This is a genomic window from Rhodanobacter sp. sgz306013 (assembly GCF_057031145.1).
Window position 1 is genome coordinate 215,211 of the sequence record NZ_JBXCIJ010000005.1, and the last position, 20,510, is coordinate 235,720.

19 protein-coding genes and 1 riboswitch are annotated in these 20,510 nt (G+C 68.5%); of the genes, 10 read left to right on the plus strand and 9 right to left on the minus strand.

Going from position 1 to position 20,510, the window contains the following annotated elements; genetic code table 11:
* Window position 1: 1 nt before the first annotated feature.
* The 3 genes from gspG to gspE form a co-directional block, all read right to left on the minus strand.
* Complete coding sequence (gene gspG, locus AC2EWF_RS17325; protein WP_483640637.1) at window positions 2–427, minus strand: type II secretion system major pseudopilin GspG; 426 nt, start codon at window positions 425–427, stop codon at window positions 2–4.
* A gap of 41 nt (window positions 428–468) precedes the next feature.
* Window positions 469–1,686, minus strand: coding sequence for a type II secretion system inner membrane protein GspF (gene gspF / locus AC2EWF_RS17330; RefSeq protein ID WP_483640638.1), 1,218 nt, complete (start codon window positions 1,684–1,686; stop codon window positions 469–471).
* Between the two features lie 261 nt (window positions 1,687–1,947).
* Window positions 1,948–3,681, minus strand: a complete 1,734-nt coding sequence (gspE, locus tag AC2EWF_RS17335) for a type II secretion system ATPase GspE (RefSeq protein ID WP_483640639.1) — start codon at window positions 3,679–3,681, stop codon at window positions 1,948–1,950.
* A gap of 198 nt (window positions 3,682–3,879) precedes the next feature.
* On the opposite strand from gspE, the gene AC2EWF_RS17340 reads away from it, so the two are divergent.
* From AC2EWF_RS17340 to AC2EWF_RS17360, 5 genes are all read left to right on the plus strand, one after another.
* Entirely contained in the window at window positions 3,880–4,698 is an 819-nt protein-coding gene (locus AC2EWF_RS17340) for a TatD family hydrolase (protein WP_483640640.1), read from the plus strand.
* 25 nt (window positions 4,699–4,723) lie between these two features.
* Window positions 4,724–5,353 (plus strand): RNA polymerase sigma factor, encoded by a 630-nt coding sequence (locus AC2EWF_RS17345; protein WP_483640641.1) that lies wholly within the window; start codon window positions 4,724–4,726, stop codon window positions 5,351–5,353.
* Window positions 5,354–5,358: 5 nt separating this feature from the next.
* The gene (locus AC2EWF_RS17350) at window positions 5,359–6,402 is read left to right on the plus strand and encodes a FecR family protein (protein WP_483640642.1); all 1,044 of its coding nucleotides are present in this window, start codon (window positions 5,359–5,361) and stop codon (window positions 6,400–6,402) included.
* Between the two features lie 526 nt (window positions 6,403–6,928).
* Complete coding sequence (locus AC2EWF_RS17355) at window positions 6,929–8,875, plus strand: PKD domain-containing protein (RefSeq protein ID WP_483640643.1); 1,947 nt, start codon at window positions 6,929–6,931, stop codon at window positions 8,873–8,875.
* 237 nt (window positions 8,876–9,112) lie between these two features.
* Complete coding sequence (locus tag AC2EWF_RS17360; RefSeq protein WP_483640644.1) at window positions 9,113–12,112, plus strand: TonB-dependent receptor; 3,000 nt, start codon at window positions 9,113–9,115, stop codon at window positions 12,110–12,112.
* Window positions 12,113–12,216: 104 nt separating this feature from the next.
* Here AC2EWF_RS17360 and AC2EWF_RS17365 read toward each other — a convergent pair whose 3' ends face one another.
* The 5 genes from AC2EWF_RS17365 to AC2EWF_RS17385 form a co-directional block, all read right to left on the minus strand.
* A complete protein-coding gene (locus AC2EWF_RS17365) occupies window positions 12,217–12,963 on the minus strand; it encodes a class I SAM-dependent methyltransferase (RefSeq protein WP_483640645.1) in 747 nt (248 codons plus the stop codon).
* 39 nt (window positions 12,964–13,002) lie between these two features.
* On the minus strand, window positions 13,003–13,539 hold the full coding sequence (locus AC2EWF_RS17370; RefSeq protein ID WP_483640646.1) for a pseudouridine synthase: 537 nt from the start codon (window positions 13,537–13,539) through the stop codon (window positions 13,003–13,005).
* A gap of 19 nt (window positions 13,540–13,558) precedes the next feature.
* Window positions 13,559–14,431: a class I SAM-dependent methyltransferase gene (locus AC2EWF_RS17375; RefSeq protein WP_483640647.1), complete on the minus strand. Its 873-nt coding sequence runs from the start codon at window positions 14,429–14,431 to the stop codon at window positions 13,559–13,561.
* Window positions 14,432–14,512: 81 nt separating this feature from the next.
* Window positions 14,513–15,175 carry an NYN domain-containing protein gene (locus AC2EWF_RS17380; protein WP_483640648.1) on the minus strand — a complete coding sequence of 221 codons (663 nt, stop codon included), beginning with the start codon at window positions 15,173–15,175 and terminating at the stop codon, window positions 14,513–14,515.
* 132 nt (window positions 15,176–15,307) lie between these two features.
* A complete protein-coding gene (locus AC2EWF_RS17385) occupies window positions 15,308–16,231 on the minus strand; it encodes a LysR substrate-binding domain-containing protein (protein ID WP_483640649.1) in 924 nt (307 codons plus the stop codon).
* A gap of 103 nt (window positions 16,232–16,334) precedes the next feature.
* Here AC2EWF_RS17385 and AC2EWF_RS17390 point away from each other — a divergent pair, with 103 nt between their 5' ends.
* The 4 genes from AC2EWF_RS17390 (at window position 16,335) to AC2EWF_RS17405 (ending at window position 18,569) form a co-directional block, all read left to right on the plus strand.
* Window positions 16,335–16,544, plus strand: coding sequence for a hypothetical protein (locus tag AC2EWF_RS17390; RefSeq protein ID WP_483640650.1), 210 nt, complete (start codon window positions 16,335–16,337; stop codon window positions 16,542–16,544).
* A 396-nt stretch (window positions 16,545–16,940) separates the two neighbouring features.
* The gene (locus AC2EWF_RS17395; protein WP_483640651.1) at window positions 16,941–17,228 is read left to right on the plus strand and encodes a cupin domain-containing protein; all 288 of its coding nucleotides are present in this window, start codon (window positions 16,941–16,943) and stop codon (window positions 17,226–17,228) included.
* Window positions 17,229–17,261: 33 nt separating this feature from the next.
* Window positions 17,262–17,576 carry an antibiotic biosynthesis monooxygenase gene (locus AC2EWF_RS17400; RefSeq protein WP_483640652.1) on the plus strand — a complete coding sequence of 105 codons (315 nt, stop codon included), beginning with the start codon at window positions 17,262–17,264 and terminating at the stop codon, window positions 17,574–17,576.
* Between the two features lie 45 nt (window positions 17,577–17,621).
* Entirely contained in the window at window positions 17,622–18,569 is a 948-nt protein-coding gene (locus AC2EWF_RS17405) for an aldo/keto reductase (protein ID WP_483640653.1), read from the plus strand.
* Here the strand turns inward: AC2EWF_RS17405 and AC2EWF_RS17410 are convergent, their stop codons facing one another.
* Complete coding sequence (locus AC2EWF_RS17410) at window positions 18,570–19,667, minus strand: TraB/GumN family protein (RefSeq protein WP_483640654.1); 1,098 nt, start codon at window positions 19,665–19,667, stop codon at window positions 18,570–18,572.
* Window positions 19,668–19,769: 102 nt separating this feature from the next.
* Window positions 19,770–19,855: riboswitch (ZMP/ZTP riboswitch) on the plus strand.
* Window positions 19,856–19,876: 21 nt separating this feature from the next.
* On the opposite strand from AC2EWF_RS17410, the gene AC2EWF_RS17415 reads away from it, so the two are divergent.
* The gene (locus tag AC2EWF_RS17415) at window positions 19,877–20,509 is read left to right on the plus strand and encodes a LysE family translocator (RefSeq protein ID WP_483640655.1); all 633 of its coding nucleotides are present in this window, start codon (window positions 19,877–19,879) and stop codon (window positions 20,507–20,509) included.
* The last annotated feature ends 1 nt before the right edge of the window (window position 20,510 follow it).

Here is a 20,510-nt window from a genome sequence, read left to right on the forward strand (position 1 = left end):
ATTACTGCCAGTTGCCCACGTCCTTGTCGTAGCCGTCGCCGCCGGGCTTGCCGTCGCGGCCGTAGAAGATCAGGTCGAAGTTGCCGTGGTCGCCGGGGACCTTGTAGCCGAAGTCGTGCCCCCAGGGGTCCTTGAGTTCGGATTCCTTGGCGTACGGGCCCTGCCAGTTCGGCGCGTTCGCGGGCTTGGTCACCAGGTCCCGCAGCTGCGGCGGCGGGCTGCCGTTGTCCAGCGCGTAGTTCTCGATCTTCTGGCCCAGGGTCACCAGCTGGGCCTTGCCCGCGCCGTACTTGCCCTTGTCCATGTTCTTGCCGACCTGGGTCACCACCACCGCGCCGATGACGCCGATCAGCACGATCACCGCGAGCATTTCCAGCAGGGTGAAGCCACGCGCGCGGCGCAGGGAACGGATGCGTTTGTACTGCATGGAATGGCCTCGTGGCGTCGTTGTCGGAATCGGGAATCGCGCTACTGGATGTTGCTGGTGAGGCTGAGCAGCGGCAGCAGGATCGCCGCCATGATGAGACCCACCAGCACGGTCATCACCACGGTGAGCGCGGGCACCAGGGCGGCGAGCAGGCGGTCGATGGAGCGGCGGCTTTCCAGCTCGAAAGTATCCGCCACCTTCAGCAGCATGCCGTCCAGTTCGCCGGCCTCCTCGCCCACCTGCACCATCTGCAGCGCAAGGCGCGGGAACAGCTTCGACTGCCCGAGCGCGAGGCTGAGCCCGCTGCCTTCCTTCACCTGCTCGTGCGCCTGTTCCAGCGCCGCGTCCAGCGCGCGGTTGGGGGTGACCTGGCGCGCGATGGCCAGCGCGCCCAGCAGCGGCACGCCGTTCTTCAGCAGCGTGCCCAGCGTGCGGGCGATGCGCGCGGTCTGCACCTTGAGCAGCAGCGGGCCGGCCACGCGCATGCGCAGCATCCGCGCATCCCAGGCCAGCCGGGTGGCCGGTTCGCGCAGGCGCATGCGGAAGAAGAATGCGCCGCCGACCAGCAGCAGGCCGATCAGCCACCACCACGACTGCAAGGCCTGGCCCAGCGCCAGCACCGCCTCGGTGATCCACGGCAGCGGCACCTGCATGTCTTCGAAGATCGGCACGAATTGCGGCACCACGTAGGCCAGGAGCAGCACTAGCGAGCCGAGCACGCCCACCAGCAGGAAGGCCGGGTAGATCAGTGAATTGATGATGCTGCCGCGCAGCTGCTGCGAGCGTTCGAGGTAGTCGGCCAGCCTGCGCAGCGTCTCTTCCAGCGAACCGCCTGCCTCGCCCGCGCGCACCAGTGCGATGTACAGCCTGGGGAACACGCCGTGCTCTTCGTCCAGCGCCTGCGACAGCGGCATGCCGCCGCGCACGCGGTCGCGCACGTGCTCGATCAGTTTCTGCGCGCGCTCGCCCTCGGGCAGATCCATCAGGATGCCCAGTGCGCGGTCCAGCGGCTGGCCCGCGCCGAGCAGGGTGGCGAGCTGATGGGTGAACTGCGCCAGCTGGTCGCCGCTGAAGGGGCCGCGCTTGAACAGCGCCGCGAAACCGGAGCCGCCACCCATCGCGTCGGCCGGCTGCGCCTCCAGTGGCGTATGGCCCTGGTCCTGCAGCCGCGCAATCACCTCGTCGAGGCTGGCGGCCTCCATCTGGCCTTGCAACAGCTCGCCGGCCTCGCTGACGGCGCGGTATCTGAACTGGCTCATGAGGGCCGATACCTCTGAGCCACGACAGGTTCAAACGAAGGCCGACCCGCACGGCACGTTTGCTCCCTCTCCCCTTTGGGGCACGCGGGGAGCGGCCATGGATGGCCGCCGCTTCGAGCAGCGAGGAGAGGGTTGGGGTGAGGGGTCACTCTTGCCGCAAACCCGCTTTGAATATGCCTCCGGGCAAGCACCCGCCCCTCACCCCAGCCCTCTCCCCGGAGAGGAGAGGGTGTCATTCCTCGTGGTGAGGGAAAAAGCGCCTCAACCCTCCTGCGTGACACGCAGCACCTCCTCCAGCGTGGTGATGCCGGCGAGGGACTTGGCGATGCCGTCCTCGTACATGGTGCGCATGCCTTCCGCGCGCGCCTGCTTCTCGATCTCGCCGGCGTCGGCACGCTGCATCACGAGGCGGCGCAGCGGGTCGCTCATCACCAGGAATTCCATGATTGCCTGGCGGCCGCGGTAGCCGCTGGGGTTGGCGGCGCTGGAACCGGGCTTCCACAGACGCACCGGTTTGCCGCCGGCGTACTTCTCCAGCTCGAACTCCGCGATCACCTCGGGCGACGGCTCGTAGGGCACCGCCGTCGCGGGATCGAGCCGGCGTACCAGACGCTGCGCCAGGATGCCGTTCACGGTTGAGCCGAGCAGGTAATCCTCCACCCCCATGTCGAGCAGGCGCGTGATGCCGCCCGCGGCGCTGTTGGTGTGCAGGGTGGAGAGCACCAGGTGGCCGGTGAGCGCCGACTGGATCGCGATGCGGCAGGTTTCCAGGTCGCGCATCTCGCCGATCATGATGACGTCCGGATCCTGGCGCACGATCGAGCGCAGCGCCGCGGCGAAGTCCAGCCCGATCTGCGGCTTGGCCTGTATCTGGTTGATGCCCTCGATCTGGTATTCGACCGGGTCCTCGACGGTGATGATCTTCACGTCCGGGGTGTTGATCTTCGACAGCGCGGTGTACAGCGTGGTGGTCTTGCCCGAGCCGGTGGGGCCGGTGACCAGCAGGATGCCGTGCGGACGCTCCAGCACGTCGACGAAACGCGACTGGAAGGCATCGGTGAAGCCCAGGGTGGCGAAATCGAACACCACCGACTCGCGGTCCAGGATGCGCATCACCACCGATTCGCCGAAGCTGGTCGGCACGGTGGACACGCGCAGGTCCAGTTCCTTGCCCTGCACGCGCAGCTGGATACGGCCGTCCTGCGGCAGCCGGCGCTCGGCGATGTTGAGCTTGGCCATGATCTTCACGCGCGAGATCACCGCGGCGGTGGACGAGGCCGGTGGCGCCTCCACCTCGTGCAGCACGCCGTCGATGCGATAGCGCACCTTGAGCCGGTTCTCGAACGGTTCGATGTGCACGTCGGAGGCACGCTGCTCGACCGCACGCTGCAGGATGAGGTTGACCAGGCGGATCACCGGCGCCTCGCTGGCAAGGTCGCGCAGGTGTTCCACGTCGTCCACTTCGGTGGCACCGCCGTCGATGTTCTCCACGATCGTGCCCATCGCGGAACGGCCGCTGCCGTAATAGCGCTCGATCAGGTCGTCGATCTCCGAGCGCAGGCCGATGCGCAGCGCCACCGGCCGGCCTGCCGCCAGCGTCACCGCCTGCAGCGGGTAGGGATCAGCCGGGTCGGCCACCAGCAACGCCAGCCCGTGCTCGCCGTCATCCACCGGCACCACGTGCTGCTGCTTGAGGAAGCGCAGCGAAAGTTCGAGATCCGGTGGCGCCAGTTCCGGCGCCTCGCGCGTGGCCAGCATCGGCACCGCCAGCAATTCGGACCAGGCTTCGGCCAGCTCGCGCTCGTTGACCAGGCCCAGCCGCGCCAGCAACGCGGTGAGCGTGCCCTCGGTGGCCTCCTCGTGCAACCGGCGGGCCCGCGCCAGGTCGCCCTCCTTCAGGCGGCCGCGCGCCACCAGCAGCGCGCACACCGCCGCCTCGCGTTCGTCCGTCGTCACCGCTCCCTCGCCCCGCGCCGGCTGCACAACTGCCGACATACGTCACCCCGCTTCTGAATCGCATCTGCCCAGCAGATCGTACCCGGCCGCGCGCTTCCCCCGAAGGCGCACGGCGAACGCACATAGTTATCACATCGCCTGAGCGGCTGGCGAGCGAGCCCGTCCGGATCCGCGTCGCGCCGCCGGTTTGCCGCCCTGCGCCAGTCTGTGACAATGACTCTTTTCTCCGGGTTCCCCATGCAACTCGTCGACATCGGCGCCAACCTCGGCCACGAATCCTTCCGTCACGACTTCGACGCCGTGCTGCAGCGTGCGCGGGAGCATGGCGTGGGCCGGATGATCGTCACCGGCGCATCGCGCGAGGGCAGCGAACACGCGCTGGCGCTGGCGCACGCGCATCCCGGCGTGCTGTGGGCGACGGCAGGCGTGCACCCGCATCACGCGGTGGATTACGACGACGCCACCGACGCGCGGCTGCGCGAGCTGGCGCAGGATCCTGCGGTGCGCGCGGTGGGCGAGACCGGGCTGGACTACAACCGCAACTACTCGCCGCGCGACGTGCAATTGGCGGCGTTCGATCGCCAGCTGGCGATCGCGGCCGAACTGGGCAAGCCGCTGTTCCTGCACCAGCGCGACGCGCATGGGGATTTCCTCCCCCTGCTCCGCCGCTGGCGCGACAAAGTGCCGGCCGCGGTGGTGCACTGCTTCACCGACAGCCGCGAAGCGCTGCTGGATTACCTCGCGCTGGACTGCCACATCGGCATCACCGGCTGGATCTGCGACGAGCGCCGCGGCGGCCACCTGCGCGAGTTCGTGCGCGAGATTCCCGCCGACCGCCTGATGATCGAGACCGATGCGCCCTACCTGTTGCCGCGCACCGTGCGCCCGCAGCCCTCGCACCGGCGCAACGAGCCGATGTTCCTCAGACACATCTGCGAGGAGATCGCGCGCGACCGCGGCGAGCCGGCAGACGTCACGGCGGCGCACAGCACCGCGACGGCCGCGGCATTCTTCGGCCTGCCGATGGGACATCCCCCCCTCGTCCCGCATCGCTGAAACCGAACGAGCGCCACGGTGCCTGTTGCGCGCCGGCCCTGCCTTGTCGCACAGTCCGGCGTGGAGAGGGAGGCGCCAATACATGCGTGGCGTATACGACAACGCATCGATCACGTCCCCGGCACGGCCGGAGACATCCGCTTCGGCGGACGCCTTCAACGTCTTTGTGCGCGAGCAACGCCAGGGGCTCTTGCAGTTCCTGCGCAGCCGCACCGCTACCGAGCAGGATGCCGAAGATGCGTTGCAGGAGAGCCTCGCCAGGCTGCTGCGCTACCGCCACCACGAGTCGCCCGAGGCCTGGAAGGCCCTGCTCTATCGCATCGCCGCGAATGTCGCCAACGACCAGTATCGCGCCGGCGCCTGCCGGCACAGCAGCGACCATGTGCCGCTGGACGACCTGCCGATCGCCGACAGCGACCACACGCCGGACCAGCGCGCCGCCTACAACCAGCAAGTGGCGCGGATCGGCGAGGCGATTCTTGCCCTGCCGCCGAAGTGCCAGCGCGTCTATCTGCTCAAACGCGCCCACGGGCTCAGCCACACCCAGATCGCCGCGCGGTGCGGCATTTCGGTGAAAATGGTGGAGAAGCATCTGGCCAACGCCATGGCTCTGCTGCGCCGCAAGGTAGGCAATTCCCTCATGGAACCGTTTTAGAAGTCATGGATACGGAGTTCGGCCAGCACGAAACCACCCCCGGCCGCCCCGGCGATGCCGAACGCTGGTTCGCGCGCCTGCTCGAACCCGGCTGCTCCGCCGCCGAATCGGCCGCCTTCCAGCGTTGGCACGACTCAGATCCGGCCCACGCTGCGGCATGGCGCGAAGTGAACGCGCTGTGGCGGCAGAGCGCCGAAGCCGTGCGCTCTCCGGCGCTGGCTGCCGCTGCGCGGCGCGCGCTGCGGGAACAACCGGCCACGCCCTGGTACCGGCGCACCCGTGTCCTTCTGCCAACCGTTGCTGCAATGGCGGCCGCCGCCGTGGCAATACTGGTTGCGTTGCCGCGCTGGCGCGTGGCGCCGCCACCGGATTCCGCCACGTATCAGACGACGACCGGCCAGCCGCGCAGCGTTCGCCTCGCCGATGGCACGCTGGTGGTCCTGGACGCGCAGTCCAGCCTGCAGGTGCGCTACGGCGAGCACTTCCGCCAAGTGGACCTGCTGCGCGGGCGCGCCCAGTTCGCGGTGCGCCACGACCCGCGGCGCCCCTTCGAGGTGCGCGCCGGCAATGGCACCATCACTGACGTCGGCACCGTGTTCCAGGTGCGCACCGACGACGAATGCACCGGAGTGATCCTGCTCAAGGGCGCGGTAAACGTCTCCGTGGCCGCGCCTGGCCACGCGGTCGAGCATGTGTCGCTGCTTCACGACGGCCGGCAGGTATGGTTCTCCCGCGACGGCAGCATCTCGCCGCCGCAACCCGCCGACACACATGCCGCCGAGGGCTGGACCAAGGGCAAGCTGATCGTGCATGACTGGCGCCTGCCCGAACTGTTGAGCGAAATGAACCGCTACAACCAGACGCAGGTCACCATTGGCGACCCGTCGCTGAACGCCCTGCGCGTCAGTGGCGTGTTCGACGCCAACGACCCTGAAACCATGCTGCAGATGCTGCAGCAAGGCTGGCCCGTGCGTGCCCGCCACATTGACGGTGCGCGGGTGCTGCTGGTGCCTCTTGCGGGACAGGCGGAACTCCCGCGCAAGCGCTAGGCATCCGGCCAGGCTGATCGCCGCCGCGCGGCACGCAGGCGCCCATCTACCAACACACGGAAGCCAGCCTGGCGTGAGGCACGGGGCGCGCGCAGGCGCACTGCCGACGGGCCATCCAGGTCCGTGATGGCGCGCCGCCCCACCGCCCGCTGCCGGCGCAAGCCTTCCGGAGGCCCATCTCATTCGAGGGTGCGCAGACCCCCCGGTCCGGCGCGGCCGCGCGAGCGGACTACCGAGACGAAGGCGGCATGGAATACGGGACGTCGCGCACACTTTGGCGACATCGATGGGATGGTGGCCGAAATCCGTAGGTAGGGCTTTTGCGCCGGCACACGTTGTTGAGCATGAGGTGGCGTTGCGCGATGCCGTTGCGGGGAGCAAGGGGAACGGCATTTCGAACAACCCCAGACGCCACGGACAACCGGCGGGGGAGGTGTTGCGCCATGGCGCAGCAGTAGTGAAGCGTAGAGGCGCGCGAAGGCGAGGCCTCGGCTTGCCCAAAAAATCACTTTCAAGAGGGCTTTTCATGAAACACCTGATGTTGAAGGCAATGGCGGCGTCCGTGCTCCTGGGGCTGGCAGTGGGACCGGCGCTGGCGGCAAGTAACGGTCAGGTGTCGTCGGAGTTCAATCCGTACGCACCGGCCTTCGGGCACAGTTACCGCCACGGTGCGGTGCCGACGCGCGAAGTGCACCAGAAGATGAAGCACTACCGCGACACGCATGCGACGACCGCGACCACGGCGACCAGCTCGAACACGCTGGCCTACGGCGGCGGCATCGACGGCGTGGGCGTGATGGACGGCCACGTGAAGGTCTACATCGTGTACTACGGCAACCAGTGGGGCACGCAGAGCACCAACGCCAAGGGTGACGACGTGTTCAGCGGCGACTCCTACGGTGCCGCGGCGGTGGCCGAGGAAATGTTCAAGGGCATCGGCACCGGCAACGAACTGTGGTCGGCCGACCTGACCCAGTGGTGCGACGGCCCGAACGTGACCTCGGGCGCCACCAGCTGCCCGTCGAACGCGAGCTTCGTGCCCTACCAGACCGGCGGCGTGCTGGCCGGTGTCTTCTACGACAACGCGGCGGCGGCGCCCAGCGCACCGACCGCGACCGACCTGGCGAACGAGGCGATCAAGGCGGCGGCGCACTTCGGCAACACCGCGGCCGGTTCGAACCGCTACACCTACTACATCATCATGTCGCCGCACGGCACCGACCCGGACAACTACCAGAGCCCGACCCAGGGCTACTGCGCGTGGCACAACTACACCACCTCGTCCTACGGCGACATCGCGTACAGCAACCAGCCGTACAACATGGACATGGGTTCGAGCTGCGGCGTGGGCTTCGTGAACTCGGGATCGGCCGGCAACCTGGACGGCTGGACGATGACGCTGGGCCATGAATGGCACGAGATGATGTCGGACACCTATCCGGCGGGCGGCTGGACGAACGCGAGCAGCGGCCAGGAGAACTCGGACGAGTGCGCCTGGATAGCGGCAGGCCAGCCGGGCGGTGCGGCAAACGTGGCGATGGGTACGGGCACCTTCACCGAGCAGGCGAGCTGGTCGAACGACACCAACTCCTGCGCGATCTCGCATGCCATCCTGCACGGCGGCACGCCGGTGGCGAACTTCACCGACACGGTGAGCGGCCTCACCGTGAGCTTCACCGATGCCTCCACCGACACGGGCAGCACGATCAGCTCGCACTCCTGGACCTTCGGCGACGGCGCAACTTCGACCACGGCGAACCCGAGCCACACCTACGCGGCGGCGGGCACCTACAGCGTGACCGAGACGGTGACCGACAGCACCGGCGCGACCAACAGCAAGACCGCTTCCGTGACCGTTTCCAGCGGTGGCGGCGGCAGCCCGGTGGCCAACTTCAGCGACACGGTGAGCGGCCTGACCGCGACCTTCACCGACAGCTCCACCGACACGGGCGGTACGATCAGCTCGCACTCGTGGACATTCGGCGACGGCGGCACCTCGACCGCGGCGAGCCCGAGCCACACCTATGCGGCGGCGGGCACCTACAGCGTGACCGAAACGGTGAAGGACAACACCGGCGCGAGCAGCAGCAAGACCGCGTCCGTGACCGTCACCGCGCCCAGCGGCGGCACCTTCAGCAACAACACCAAGAAGGTGATCAACGACAACGCCACCATCACCAGCAACATCTCGGTGACCGGCGAGCCGGGCGCGGCACCATCGGCGCTGCAGGTGCACGTCAACATCACGCACAACTGGTCGGGTGACCTGGAGATCGACCTGGTCGCACCGAACGGCGCCTACGCGGTGCTGCAGTCGCCGGACTACAACGACGACGGCAACATCAACACCACCTACACCGTGAACGCCTCTTCGGTGCAGGGCAACGGCACCTGGAAGCTGCGCGTCATCGACAACGACCCGTGGTACAGCGGCGACTACGGCACGCTGAACGGCTGGAGCCTCACGTTCTGAAGGAAGACACGGCGCGCAGGGAGGCGCGCCTTTTCCCCGCAGGCCCGGCCCGGTGCGGCCGGGCCTGTGTCGTTCGCGGCCTTGGCGTCCTTGAATCTGTTGCCGGGCACACCCGTATGATGTACCCGCGGGGCACAAGGGGACGGCTGCTGTTCCACGGCGACCGGCAGACACGGGGGACGCATGCTGGCGAAGCATCCAAGAGCGGGGACCCCTCGGTTACTACCCATCCGCCTCTTGGCATGCCTGCTGGCCACCATTGCATGGTCGACGCACGCCAACCCTCAAAAGTCAGGACCGGCCATCGAAGCCGCATCGCGGCACACCTACTCGATCCCTGCGGGCCAGCTCGATCGCGCACTGGACGAGCTGGCTGCTCAGGGCGGCACTCAAGTGGCCTATGCGCCAGCACTGGTCGCCGGACTGCGTACCCGCGGCCTGACCGGGATCTACACACCGGCGGAAGCGCTTGAACGGCTGCTGCGCGGCACGGGCCTGCGCTGGCGCGATCTGGGCGGGACGAGTTTCGTGCTGCTTCCGAAACACCAGGAAACGACTCCCATATCGCTTCACCCGTCTCCGAAGATCGTCGCGACCCTGGCCACTGTCGCCGTAAGCGGCACCTTGATCGACAACGCCAGCGTGCAAACAGCCACCCCGGTGCTCATCGTCACCGCGTCGCAAATCCAGGCTCGCGGCTTCAGCAGCGTAGCCGAGGTGCTGCGCAACACGGTGTTCGCCACCGGACCGGTGCAGGGGCCGCAAACGGCCGGCTCATTCACCCAGGGCGCCCAGCCCATCAGCCTGTTCGGGCTCAGCCCGCAGTTCACCCTGATTCTCGTGGATGGCAAGCCGCTGGCCCGTTTCGGCCGCCCCTACAACGGCAGCACCATCGCCGCCAGCGTGGCCAACCTGCCGCTCTCGATTGTCGACCATATCGACGTGATGGCCGGTGGCGGTTCGACGATCTACGGCTCGCAGGCAATCGGCGGCGTGGTCAACATCGTCACCCGCTCGCAACCGCACGAAAGCTCGGTGGGGGTGCAAGCCGGCCATTACCCGGCCGGTGGCGGCGCCAACCAGCGCGTGACCTTCACCTGGGGACACACGCAGGGACGTTGGCAAACCGTAGGCGCGATGGAGTTCTCCAACGCCGACCCCATCTGGGGCTACCAGCGTCCGCTTACTGATGGCACGGGTCCGCAGCAACGCATGCCCCCCGTTCAGGCCGGTATCCTGGACTACGGCACGGCGGCGAGCTTCGACGGCTACCCGCAGGGCTACCTCGATCCGCCTGCCGGCTGCGACAACCTTCTCTTCGCCGGCAGCAACGCGCTTGTCGGCGCCGGCACCGGCAAGCAGTACTGCGGCTCGCCGCGCGGCGATGCATGGCGTACCTACAGCAACCAGGAGCGTGGCTACGACGGCCTGCTGAAGCTGCGTTACCGCGCCAACGACCGGCTGCAGCTGTACATGGACGTGATGTGGAACTGGCAGCAACAACGCTGGTATCCGGGTCCGACGTACTGGACCCCCGCCAGCCTGCCGGGCGGCGCCATCGAAGACACCGCCGGCGGCCAGATCCTGTATCCGGAGCGGGTCTTCGCACCCGAGGAAGTGCCCGGCGGCGCGTACGGCCAGATGGCGCGCCAACGCGACGTGCTTTACCAGGCCGACCTGGGCGCCAACGGGAATTTCGGCGACTCTGGCTGGACCTGGGATCTCTACCACCTGCGCAGCGGTGATCGCACGCTGGTGGAGGAACCGCTGCTTGTCACACCGCGCGTGAACCGCTTCTTCGACACCTTGCTGGGTGCGACCGGCACGACCGATCCGGCCACCGGCCTGCCGCTGTACCGCGGCGACTACGCAAGCTTCTTCAGCGCGGTGACGCCCGCCCAGTACGCCGGCTTCGCGCAGTACGCCAAGGAGGCCAGCGACACCCGCCTCGATACCACCCGCCTCACCGTGGGCAACGCCGCCTGGTTCAACCTGCCCGGCGGGGACGCCGGCTTCGCCTCCCTGGTCGAAGCCGGCAGCGAATCCTGGCACGAGCCGCTCAATCCGCTGTTCTCGGAGCAACTCGCGTTCCAGCACATGGCTTCGGGCGGCGGCGGCCAGCGCCAGCATGCCGCGGCCGCATTCGAGCTGAACCTGCCGCTGCTCAAGCCGCTTACCTTGGATCTTTCCAGCCGCTACGACCGCTACACCGGGCCCGCCCGCGCCAGCCACCGCTACACCTACCGCGCGGGCGTGGAATACCGCCCGTTCGACGTATTGCTGCTGCGCGCGAACTACGCCACCGCCTTCAAGGCGCCGGACCTGTCCGCGCTGTTCATCAGCCCCTCGGGCTACTACGCCACGGTGACCGACTACTACCTGTGCGCGCTCGCCGGTGCCTCCGAATGCAGCGCATACGCCTATCCGGTGCGCGGCGCCACGCTGGCCAATCCTTCGCTCAAGCCCACCGACGCACGCACCTGGTCGCTCGGCGCCGTGTGGTCGCCCACTGACCGGCTGAACCTCAGCATCGACTATCTCGACATCGCCATCCGCAACGAGGAAGTGGCACAGAACGTAAACCTGCTTTCCTACGACGAGGCGCGCTGCCTGCTTGGTCAGCTCGACCCGTCGTCGGCGCGTTGCCGTGCGTTGACCGATCCGGTCGACGGCCAGATCCATCGCCTGATGCTCGGCGGGCCCATCGACAGCGTGGTCACCACCTACGTCAACCTATCCAGCGAGACGGTGCACTCGATCTTCGCCGCATTGCGTTACCGCTTCGCTCCCACGCGCTTCGGCAGCCTCCGCCTTGAGCTGGACTACGACGACCAGTTCCGGCACGACTTCCGCTACTCGGCCGACCTGCCGCAGGAACCGGTCGCCGGCCCGCACGACGTGCTTACCGGGGCACTGGACTGGACGGCCCCCGGCGGTGCCTGGAGCAGCACGCTCTATGGCCGTCGATACGGCACCTCGCCCAACCAGGCGACCGCGCTTTACGGCACCGGCTACCCCGGCGCGACGCAGCTGCACCCATGGGTCACCTTCAACTGGACCCTCAGCTATGCGCCCACCCGCCGACTCAGCCTCATGCTCACGGTGGACAACCTCGCCAACAAGATGCCGCCGCGCGATGCCACCTTCGGCGACTACCCCTACTTCGACGTCGAAAACTACGACATCTACGGTCGCCAGATCATGATGCAGGCGCGGCTGGTCTTCGGTGCCCGCTGAGGCCTCTGGCCAGCAAGGCAAGTAAGACGGCAACAAGGCGGTTCCCGCACGCACCGGATCCACCGGGTCCGGACAGCGCAGAACGGTGCCGCCCCGGCATCCGACTAACCGACGCGCCCCACGCGGGTGAAGAACGGCCAGCGCACGGCTCGCGCCACCGTGGGGTCGCCCCAGGCCGCCGCAAGCTCCGCAGCAGCTGCACCGACCGCATCGTTGCCGGTGCGTTTCGCGTGCCGCTGGGTGGCCGACCACGAACGCAGGTAGGCGAGGAACTGCGCGAGATTCCAATCCGCGCGCATCATGAAGCTGGGGGGCTCCACCGGCTCGAACGGGAACGGCAGCCCTCGGTAGCCGGCATCCACCAGTTCGCGCTCTGGCGGCCAGTCCGGTCCAAAGGTATCGGCGTAGAGGCGGCGTTCGACCGCATCCACCGCGCGACTCACGCTGCAATTGCCATAGGCGGAGATCGCCAGCAGTGCGCCCGGCTTCGCGACGCGGCGCACCTCGGCGTGGAAGGCGTCGAGGTCGAACCAGTGCAAGGCCTGCGATACGCCGATCAGGCTGGCGCTGCCCGCGGCAAGCGTGCTGCGTTCGGCCCGCTCCACGCGGTAGTCGATGCGGGGGTGCGCTGCGGCCTGCCCGATCTGCGTGGCGCTGGGATCGGTGGCGACCACCTGTCCGAAATGGGCGGCGAGGCCAAGGCTGGCCTGGCCGTTGCCGCAGCCGGCATCCCAGGCCAGCCCGCCGTCGGGCGCCTGCTGCGCCAGCCAGTCGAACCAGTCAACAGGCGGCAGCGGACGGGCGTCGCGGTACAGCGCGGCATGGCTGGAGAAGTGATCCTTGAAGTTCATGCGAGGCACCGTGGGAACGGGTCCGGGGATTATCGCGCTTCAACCCTGCAGCACACGCGTCTGGCCCGGCGCCAGCCCGTCCAGCGCGTATTCGCCGATGCGCAGGCGGATCAACCGCAGCGTGGGGAAACCCACCGCCGCGGTCATGCGCCGTACCTGGCGGTTGCGTCCCTCGCGCAGGGTAAGGGTGAGCCAGCTGGTCGGGATGCTCTTGCGGAAACGCACCGGCGGATCGCGCGGCCACAGCCACTCCGGCTCCACCGCGTGTTCGGCCGGCGCGGGCAAGGTGGGCCCGTCGTTCAGCATCACGCCGCGGCGCAGGGCGGCGAGCGCCGCATCGTCGATCGCGCCGTCCACCTGGACCAGGTAGGTCTTGGGCTGCTTGTGGCGCGGGTCGGCCAGCCGCTGCTGCAGCCGGCCGTCGTCGGTGAGCAGCAGCAGGCCTTCGCTGTCGTGGTCCAGCCGGCCCGCCGCGTACACGCCCTTCTGTTTCACGCAGTCGGCCAAGGTCGACCGGCCGTGCTCGTCGGTGAACTGGCAGAGCATGCCGTAGGGTTTGTTCAACGCGATCAGCATGACGGCCTGCGCGTGGCGTTCAGTGCGCCGGCGCGGCGGCCGTTCCCGCCGGCTTCACGAAGCGCAGCGTCATGCGGTCCGATTCGCCGATCGCCAGGTACTTCGCCCGGCCCTGCTTGCCCAGCGCCAGCGTGGGCGGCAGGGTCCACACGCCCTTCGGATAGTCCTTGGTGTCTTTCGGGTTGGCGTTGATCTCGCTCTGGCCGGCGAACTTGAAGCCGGCGTCAGTGGCAAGCTTGATCACGTAGTCCGTGGGCAGGTAGCCGCTGGACTCCACCGCCGCCAGCCTGGCGCCAGGCGCGGCGCGGTGGTCGGTGACGCCGAGCACGCCGCCCGGGCGGAGCACCGCGAAGAACGCCTTGAACATCGCCGGTGCGGTGCCGGCTTCGGTCCAGTTGTGCACGTTGCGGAACGTCAGCACGCGGTCGGCCGAGCCGGGCGGCCCGAACACCGGTGCGCGGGGATCGAACTCGACGATGCGCGCATTGCCGTAGTCGACCGGATCGGCCGCGAATTTCTTGCGCAGCCTGCTGTCGTCGCGCCTGGCCTCGTCGCCGCTCGCCGGCGTGGGCTCGGCGGCGATGTAGTGGCCGTGGTCGCGCAGCAAGGGCGCGAGCACCTCGGTGTACCAGCCGGCGGACGGATTGATCTCGACCACCGTCTGGTCCGGCTCGACACCGAAGAACTGCAGCGTGGCCTTCGGATGACGGTAGACGTCGCGCGCGCGGTTCGCCGGCGAGCGCCAGCCACCCGCCAGCACCGCATCGATGTTGCCGGTGCTGCTCGATGCCGCCGCGCCGGCGGGATGCTGCCGGGCCGCCTGCCGTGCGCCTGCCGCTGCGCCGAAAACCATCAGGGTGACGCCTATTCCACGGAGCTGCGAACGTTTCATGGGTGACTCCTTGGGCATGAAACCGGCTGCAAAGCCTGCCAACCGGTCGGTGGAGGGAGGGTCGAGACGCAGCAACCGGCCTCAGAACGGCCGCGGGCACACCGACTGCAGGCCGTCGATGTGCTCGTGCAGATCGCTGGCGATGCCCTGCCACATCGGGTCGAGGATGAAGTCGATGCCCTCGCGCCGCGCGAGTTTGGCCGCGGGAATGAAATCCGCGTCGCCAGCCACCAGCACGATCTGGTCCACCAGGTGCTTGTAGGCCAGCGCGGCGATGTCGATGCCGATCTTCATGTCCACCTGGGTCTGGCGCATGTCGGGCTCGAAGTGGTCGTCGCGCAGGTCTTCCCACTTCAGGCTGCCTTCGCGGAGCTGCTGCATGGCGGTGTATTTCAGCTTCCACTCGCCGCGCTCGGCCAGCCGGCCGAGCCGCAACGCCATCTTGCGCTGGCGGCGCAACTGCTCGTGCAGCTCGCGGCGGAACGCGGCGGCGCCGCTGCGGCCGAAATCCACGCTGTCGCCGCTCACCGGGCGCACGAAGGTCTTGTCCAGCGGAGGACAGTCGTAGAAGAAGATGCGATACAGCGATTCGCGCGGGCGGTCCAGCGCCTTCAAGTGTTCCAGCGCCATGCCGAACACGGTCTTGGCCACGGTGCGCGCGTCGTTGGCGTCGCGCTCGCCCCACACCTTGCGGTAGCGGGCAAGGAAGAAGGCGCCGTCGACGAGGATGGCGGTGCGTTGCATAGGAAATCCTTATGGGTGGAGCGCAATGGATAGGGCGTGCCGTGCATGACGGCCGCGCAGCGGCATTTTAGAGCCTGTTCAATGTCTCCGCGTGGCCTGCACCGGAGCTGCCTGCACGCCGCCGACGGAACGTCAGGCGACCGCCAGCGGTGCGCCCGGCTCCCAGGCGGACATCTGCGCGCGGTAGGTCTCCGCCTCGGCCAGCAGCCATTCGCGGAAGCTCTGCAGGCCGCGGTGCTCCTGCGACCGTGGTGGGTATACCAGCCAGTACGCCTCCTGCACTGGCAGGTAATTGCGGCCAAGCACCACCAGCAGGCCGGCGTCGATCAGCGACTTCGAGGTCACCATGCGGCCCAGGCCGACGCCGAGGCCTTCCAGCGCCGCGTGGCGCGCCGCGTCGATGCTGTCGAAGTTCGCCACGCGGCGCGCCGGCAACCGGCCGCCGAAGTTCGCGAACCAGTCGCGCCAGCGGTCGGCCGGGTGCGGATCGCCGAGCAACGGCCAGTCGCTGAGGTCGTCGCGGCTGGCGTCGCCCATGCGCGCCACCAGTTCGGGCGCAGCCACCGGCGCGATCCACTCGCCGAACAGCCGCTCGCAGTGCAGGCCTTCCCACTGGCCGCGACCGTAGCGCAGCGCGCAATCCACCGGCTCGCGCTCGAATTCCACCAGGTTCGAGCCGGACTGCAGGTTGAGCTCCAGCTCCGGATGAGCCGCCACCAGCCGCGGCAGCCGCGGCACCAGCCAGCTCGACATGATGCCGGGGCTGGCGCTCAGCACGAGCGCGTCGTGGCGGTATTCGCGGTAGCGCATCAAGGCGTGCTCGATGCCGTCGAAATGCGTACCCACCGCCTCGAACAGGCGGCAGCCTTCCACGGTGAGGCTTACCCCGCGCGGGCCGCGCTCGAACAGGCGCCGGCCCAGCCGTTCCTCCAGCTGGCGCATCTGGTGACTGAGCGCGCTCACGGTGAGGTGCGCCTGCTCGGCGGCGCGCGACAGCTTGCCGTGGCGGGCAACCAGCACGAACTGCTGCAGCAGGTCCAGCGAGAGCCGCGTCATGTTGAACGTCCTTCAAGGCAGGCTTGCGAAGATATCGCTTTTTCGGGCGCCCGCAACGCTTTAACTTGCACTCGTCCCCCACCCCACTTGCAAGGAATTCATCATGCGCTCGCCCTTCGTCGGCCTGCTGCTGCAGCACGGCCATGTGCATTCCCCCGAACTCGCCCGCCAGCTGGACCGCGCGGACCGGCGCCCGCTGACGTTGCGGGGCGCGTTCCGGCAGCTGACTGCGCCGGATCCCGCCGAACGCCGCAACTCCTGGCGTGCCACGGCCGGCGGTGCGCGCCGGCTGTTCCCCATCAACTCGCCGTGAGCGGGCCAGCCGGCGCAGGCCCGCGCCGACACGGCCGACGGAGTCGCGCATGAGCCGCCAGGCCATCAACTTCCGGCAGAAGTTCGCCCTGTTCGCCGAGCCCTGGCAGCCCAGGGTCGTGGCTGAGAGCCTGTTTACGACCTCTGCATAGCCCACGTTGCCTTGCCATGGCCGTTAGGTGGTGGCGCGTGGCGCAGCGCCTGCCTGGCTGGCAGGCCAAGCCGCGCGCTGCCGCATGGCGGCCACGGCAAGACAACCCGAAGGGCCGGGTCTGTTTGCCCGCATCCCCGCGTCATCACTCGGTCGTGGACGGACGTCCACTCTTTCGTTCTTCCTTGGCCTGCGCGCAAACAGCTCCCGGCGCGGGCCATGCGGAGGTCGTAAACAGGCTCTGCAATGAACGACTACCAGTTCAAGCTAGTGCGGCTGGCGGGTGAGTTCGTCTGGCATGCCCACGCGGACACCGACGAGGTCTTCATCGTGCTCGAAGGCCGGCTGCGCATCGACTTCCGCGACGGCGCCGTGGATCTCGCCGAAGGCGAGATGTTCGTGGTGCCGCGCGGTGTCGAGCACAAGCCGTTCGCCGACGGCGAGGCCAAGGTCCTGCTGGTCGAACCGCGCGGCGTGGTCAACACAGGGCAGACGACCAGCGACCGCACGGCCCGCAACGATGTCTGGATCTAGGCCGTTGCCGATCCGCCGACCAGGGAGAATCCGATGATCTGCCGCATCTGGCACGGCATCACACCATGCTCGAAGGCCGATGCCTACGCGGACTTCCTTGAGCGGCGCGCCATTCCAGACTACCGTTCCGTCTCCGGCAACCGCTCGGTCGCCGTGCTCCGCCACGACGAGGCCGCGGTCACGCATTTCGTGACCGTGACGCACTGGGATTCGGAGGAAAGCATCCGCGCCTTTGCCGGAGACGATCTGCTCAAGGCCAGGTACTACCCCGAGGACCGGGACTATCTGCTGGAGTGCGAACCGCTGGTCCGGCATTTCGTCGTGACCGCCTTCGAAACTTCCGGCTGACATGGGCCCCGCGGGCGCCGGCCACATCCGCACCAGGAGCCCGCCATGCCACATCGCCCGCTCGGCCACTCGCCACTCTCCATCGCCCCGCTGGTACTCGGCGGCAACGTGTTCGGCTGGAGCGTCGACGAGGCGCACGCGTTCGAGCTGCTCGACGCCTTCGTCGACGGCGGCGGCAACCTGGTCGACACCGCCGACGTCTACCCGGCCTGGGTGCCGGGCAACCGCGGCGGCGAGTCGGAGGCCATCATCGGCAAGTGGCTGAAAAAGAGCGGCAAACGCGACCGCGTGCTGATCGCCACCAAGGTGGCGAAGTGGGACCAGCATCCCGGCCTGTCGCCGATCAACATCCGCGCGGCGGTGGAGGGCTCGCTGCGGCGCCTGCAGACCGATCGCATCGATCTCTACTTTGCCCACCAGGACGACGCCAGCGTGCCGATGCACGAGACACTGGGCGAGTTCGCGCGGCTGATCGCGGAAGGCAAGCTGCGCGCGATCGGCGCCTCCAACTTCACCGCGGACCGCACCGCCGAGGCGCTGGCGACGTCGAAGGAATACGGCCTGCCCCGCTACGAATGCCTGCAGCCCGAATACAACCTCGTGGCGCGCAGCGGCTACGAGACGGAACTCGAACCGCTGGTGCGCAAGGAAGGCCTGGGCGTGACCTGTTACTACGCGCTGGCCAGCGGCTTCCTCAGCGGCAAGTACCGCAGCGCGGCGGACCTAGCCAAGAGCAGCGCGCGCGGCGGCGCGGCAAGGCGCTTCCTCAACCCGCGCGGCTTGCGGGTGCTAGCCGCGCTGGACGGCATCGCCGCCGCGCACCAGGCCACGCCCGCACAGGTCGCGCTGGCGTGGCTGATCGCCCGCCCGACCGTCACCGCGCCGATCGCCAGCGCGACCAGCGTGCCGCAGCTGCGGGAGCTGCTGGGCGCGATGCAGCTCGCGCTGGGCAACGACGAGATCGAGGCGCTGGATGCCGCCAGCGCGGGCTGATCAGCGCGCGGCGGAAACCGCTGGTGCGGGCGCAATGCCGCCTGGCGCGACCGGTGCCTCGTCCAGGCCGATCGGCGCTTCCACCGTGTAGCCCTCGGCCTTCAGCTTGCCCACGTAGCCGGCGGGCGACAGCAGCTCCTCCATCGGCAACATGGCGAAGCTCACCGCATTGCTTGCCAGCGTTGCGCGGGCCGCGGCCAGCCAGGCGGCCTCCAGCTGCGCGGGCACGTCGTCGAGGCCGAGCTGATGGGCGAAGCCGGCGCTGGTGATCGCGGTGACGCAGGCGTCGCGGCGGTGGCTGTCGGGTAGCCGGCGCAGCTCCCCCAGGTCGCCGGTGGCCCAGGCGTTCGCGCGCGCAGTCATCGCCGGCACGTCGTACTCGACGCTGTCCAACGTGCGGTTGAAGCATTCCAGGTCGCTCGGCGCCGCGGCCTTGAACGCCTTCAGCGCGTCGCGCGGCTGCCTGATCTCCACGCGGTACGCCACCGGCGTCTCCGGCACGCCATCCCGCCTGGCCATCGCAGCCACCGCGCCCGACACGCCGCCGTCGCTGCTCAGACCGTTCGCCTTCAGCGCCTTGCGGTATAGCTCCTGCGCCGCGAACAGCGGGCGCCAGCGCTCGATGCCGCGGTCGTCGCCGAGGTACTTTTGCTTCAGCGCCAGCCAGCGCGCGTAGGTCGGCGCATCCATCACCTGGTCCAGCGTCTTGCCGTCCGGATTCTTGCGCGCCCCGTAAGCCGAGGGCAGCAGGAAGAGCTTGCCGAAGAAACCGATGTCCGCCTTCAGCTTGATCTTCGGCTCCAGCAGCACCTGCCTCGACTGCGCGAGCACCCGCTCCACCTCATGCGACTCCCACTGCATGTGCCCCGGCAACGGCGACAGCGTGCCCAGTACCCACAGCACGTGGCCGCCCTTGCTCACCTTCCACAGGCCGGGGCCGGGAACGATGCCGCTGACCACGACGGGGGCCAGCAGCGGCACGTCGCCTGGTACCGGCGGCACCGAGGTCGTGGCCGCCGCCGACGGCACCTGCGCGGGGGCGGCAAGCAAAGCCGGTGCAGCCAGCGCGAGACACAGCAGCGGAATCCAGGGGCGCATCCGGTTCATCCTCGTCATCGATCGCGGCTGCGTCGGTTGCGCGATGTTCGCCGCGGCGACGGCAACGGCACTTGAACGGCTGTCACCGCCACGGAATAATCCTCGCGTTCGCGTCACTGGCGCCGCGAGAGGGAGCACCCTCGGGGAGCGCGAACACCATACCGCAGCCGCGCGCCTGGGCACTCCTCCCTCTGCCACGGAGTCGTGCCATGCCCGCCACGCCCCACCTGCTTGCCTTCGCGCTGGTTGCCCTCGGCCTCGTGCTCACGCCAGGCCCGAACATGATCTATCTGGTCTCGCGTTCGATCTGCCAGGGCCGCGCCGCCGGGCTCATTTCGCTTTGCGGCGTGGCGCTGGCGTTCATCGTTTACCTGCTGTGCGCGGCACTGGGCATCACGGCTCTGCTGCTCACCGTACCCTATGCCTACGAAGCACTGCGTTTCGGCGGCGCGCTCTACCTGCTCTGGCTGGCCTGGCAGGCAGTGCGTCCCGGCGGACGCTCTCCGTTCCACGTGCGCGAGCTGGAACGCATACAGCCCCCCAAGCTCTTTGCGATGGGCTTTCTCACCAATCTGCTCAATCCGAAAGCGGCCGCGCTTTATCTTTCGCTGCTTCCGCAATTCATTGCCCCCGGGCAAGGCAGCGTGTTGAGCCAGGCGCTCGTGCTCGGCACCACGCAGATGAGCATAAGCCTCACGGTGAACGCAGCCATCGTCATGCTTGCCGGCAGCATCGCCGCATTCCTCGGCAGTCGACCGCTCTGGTTGGGAGTGCAACGCTGGATGATGGGCACGGTGCTCGCGGGGCTTGCCGTGCGTATGGCCGTACAGTCCAGGCGTTGAA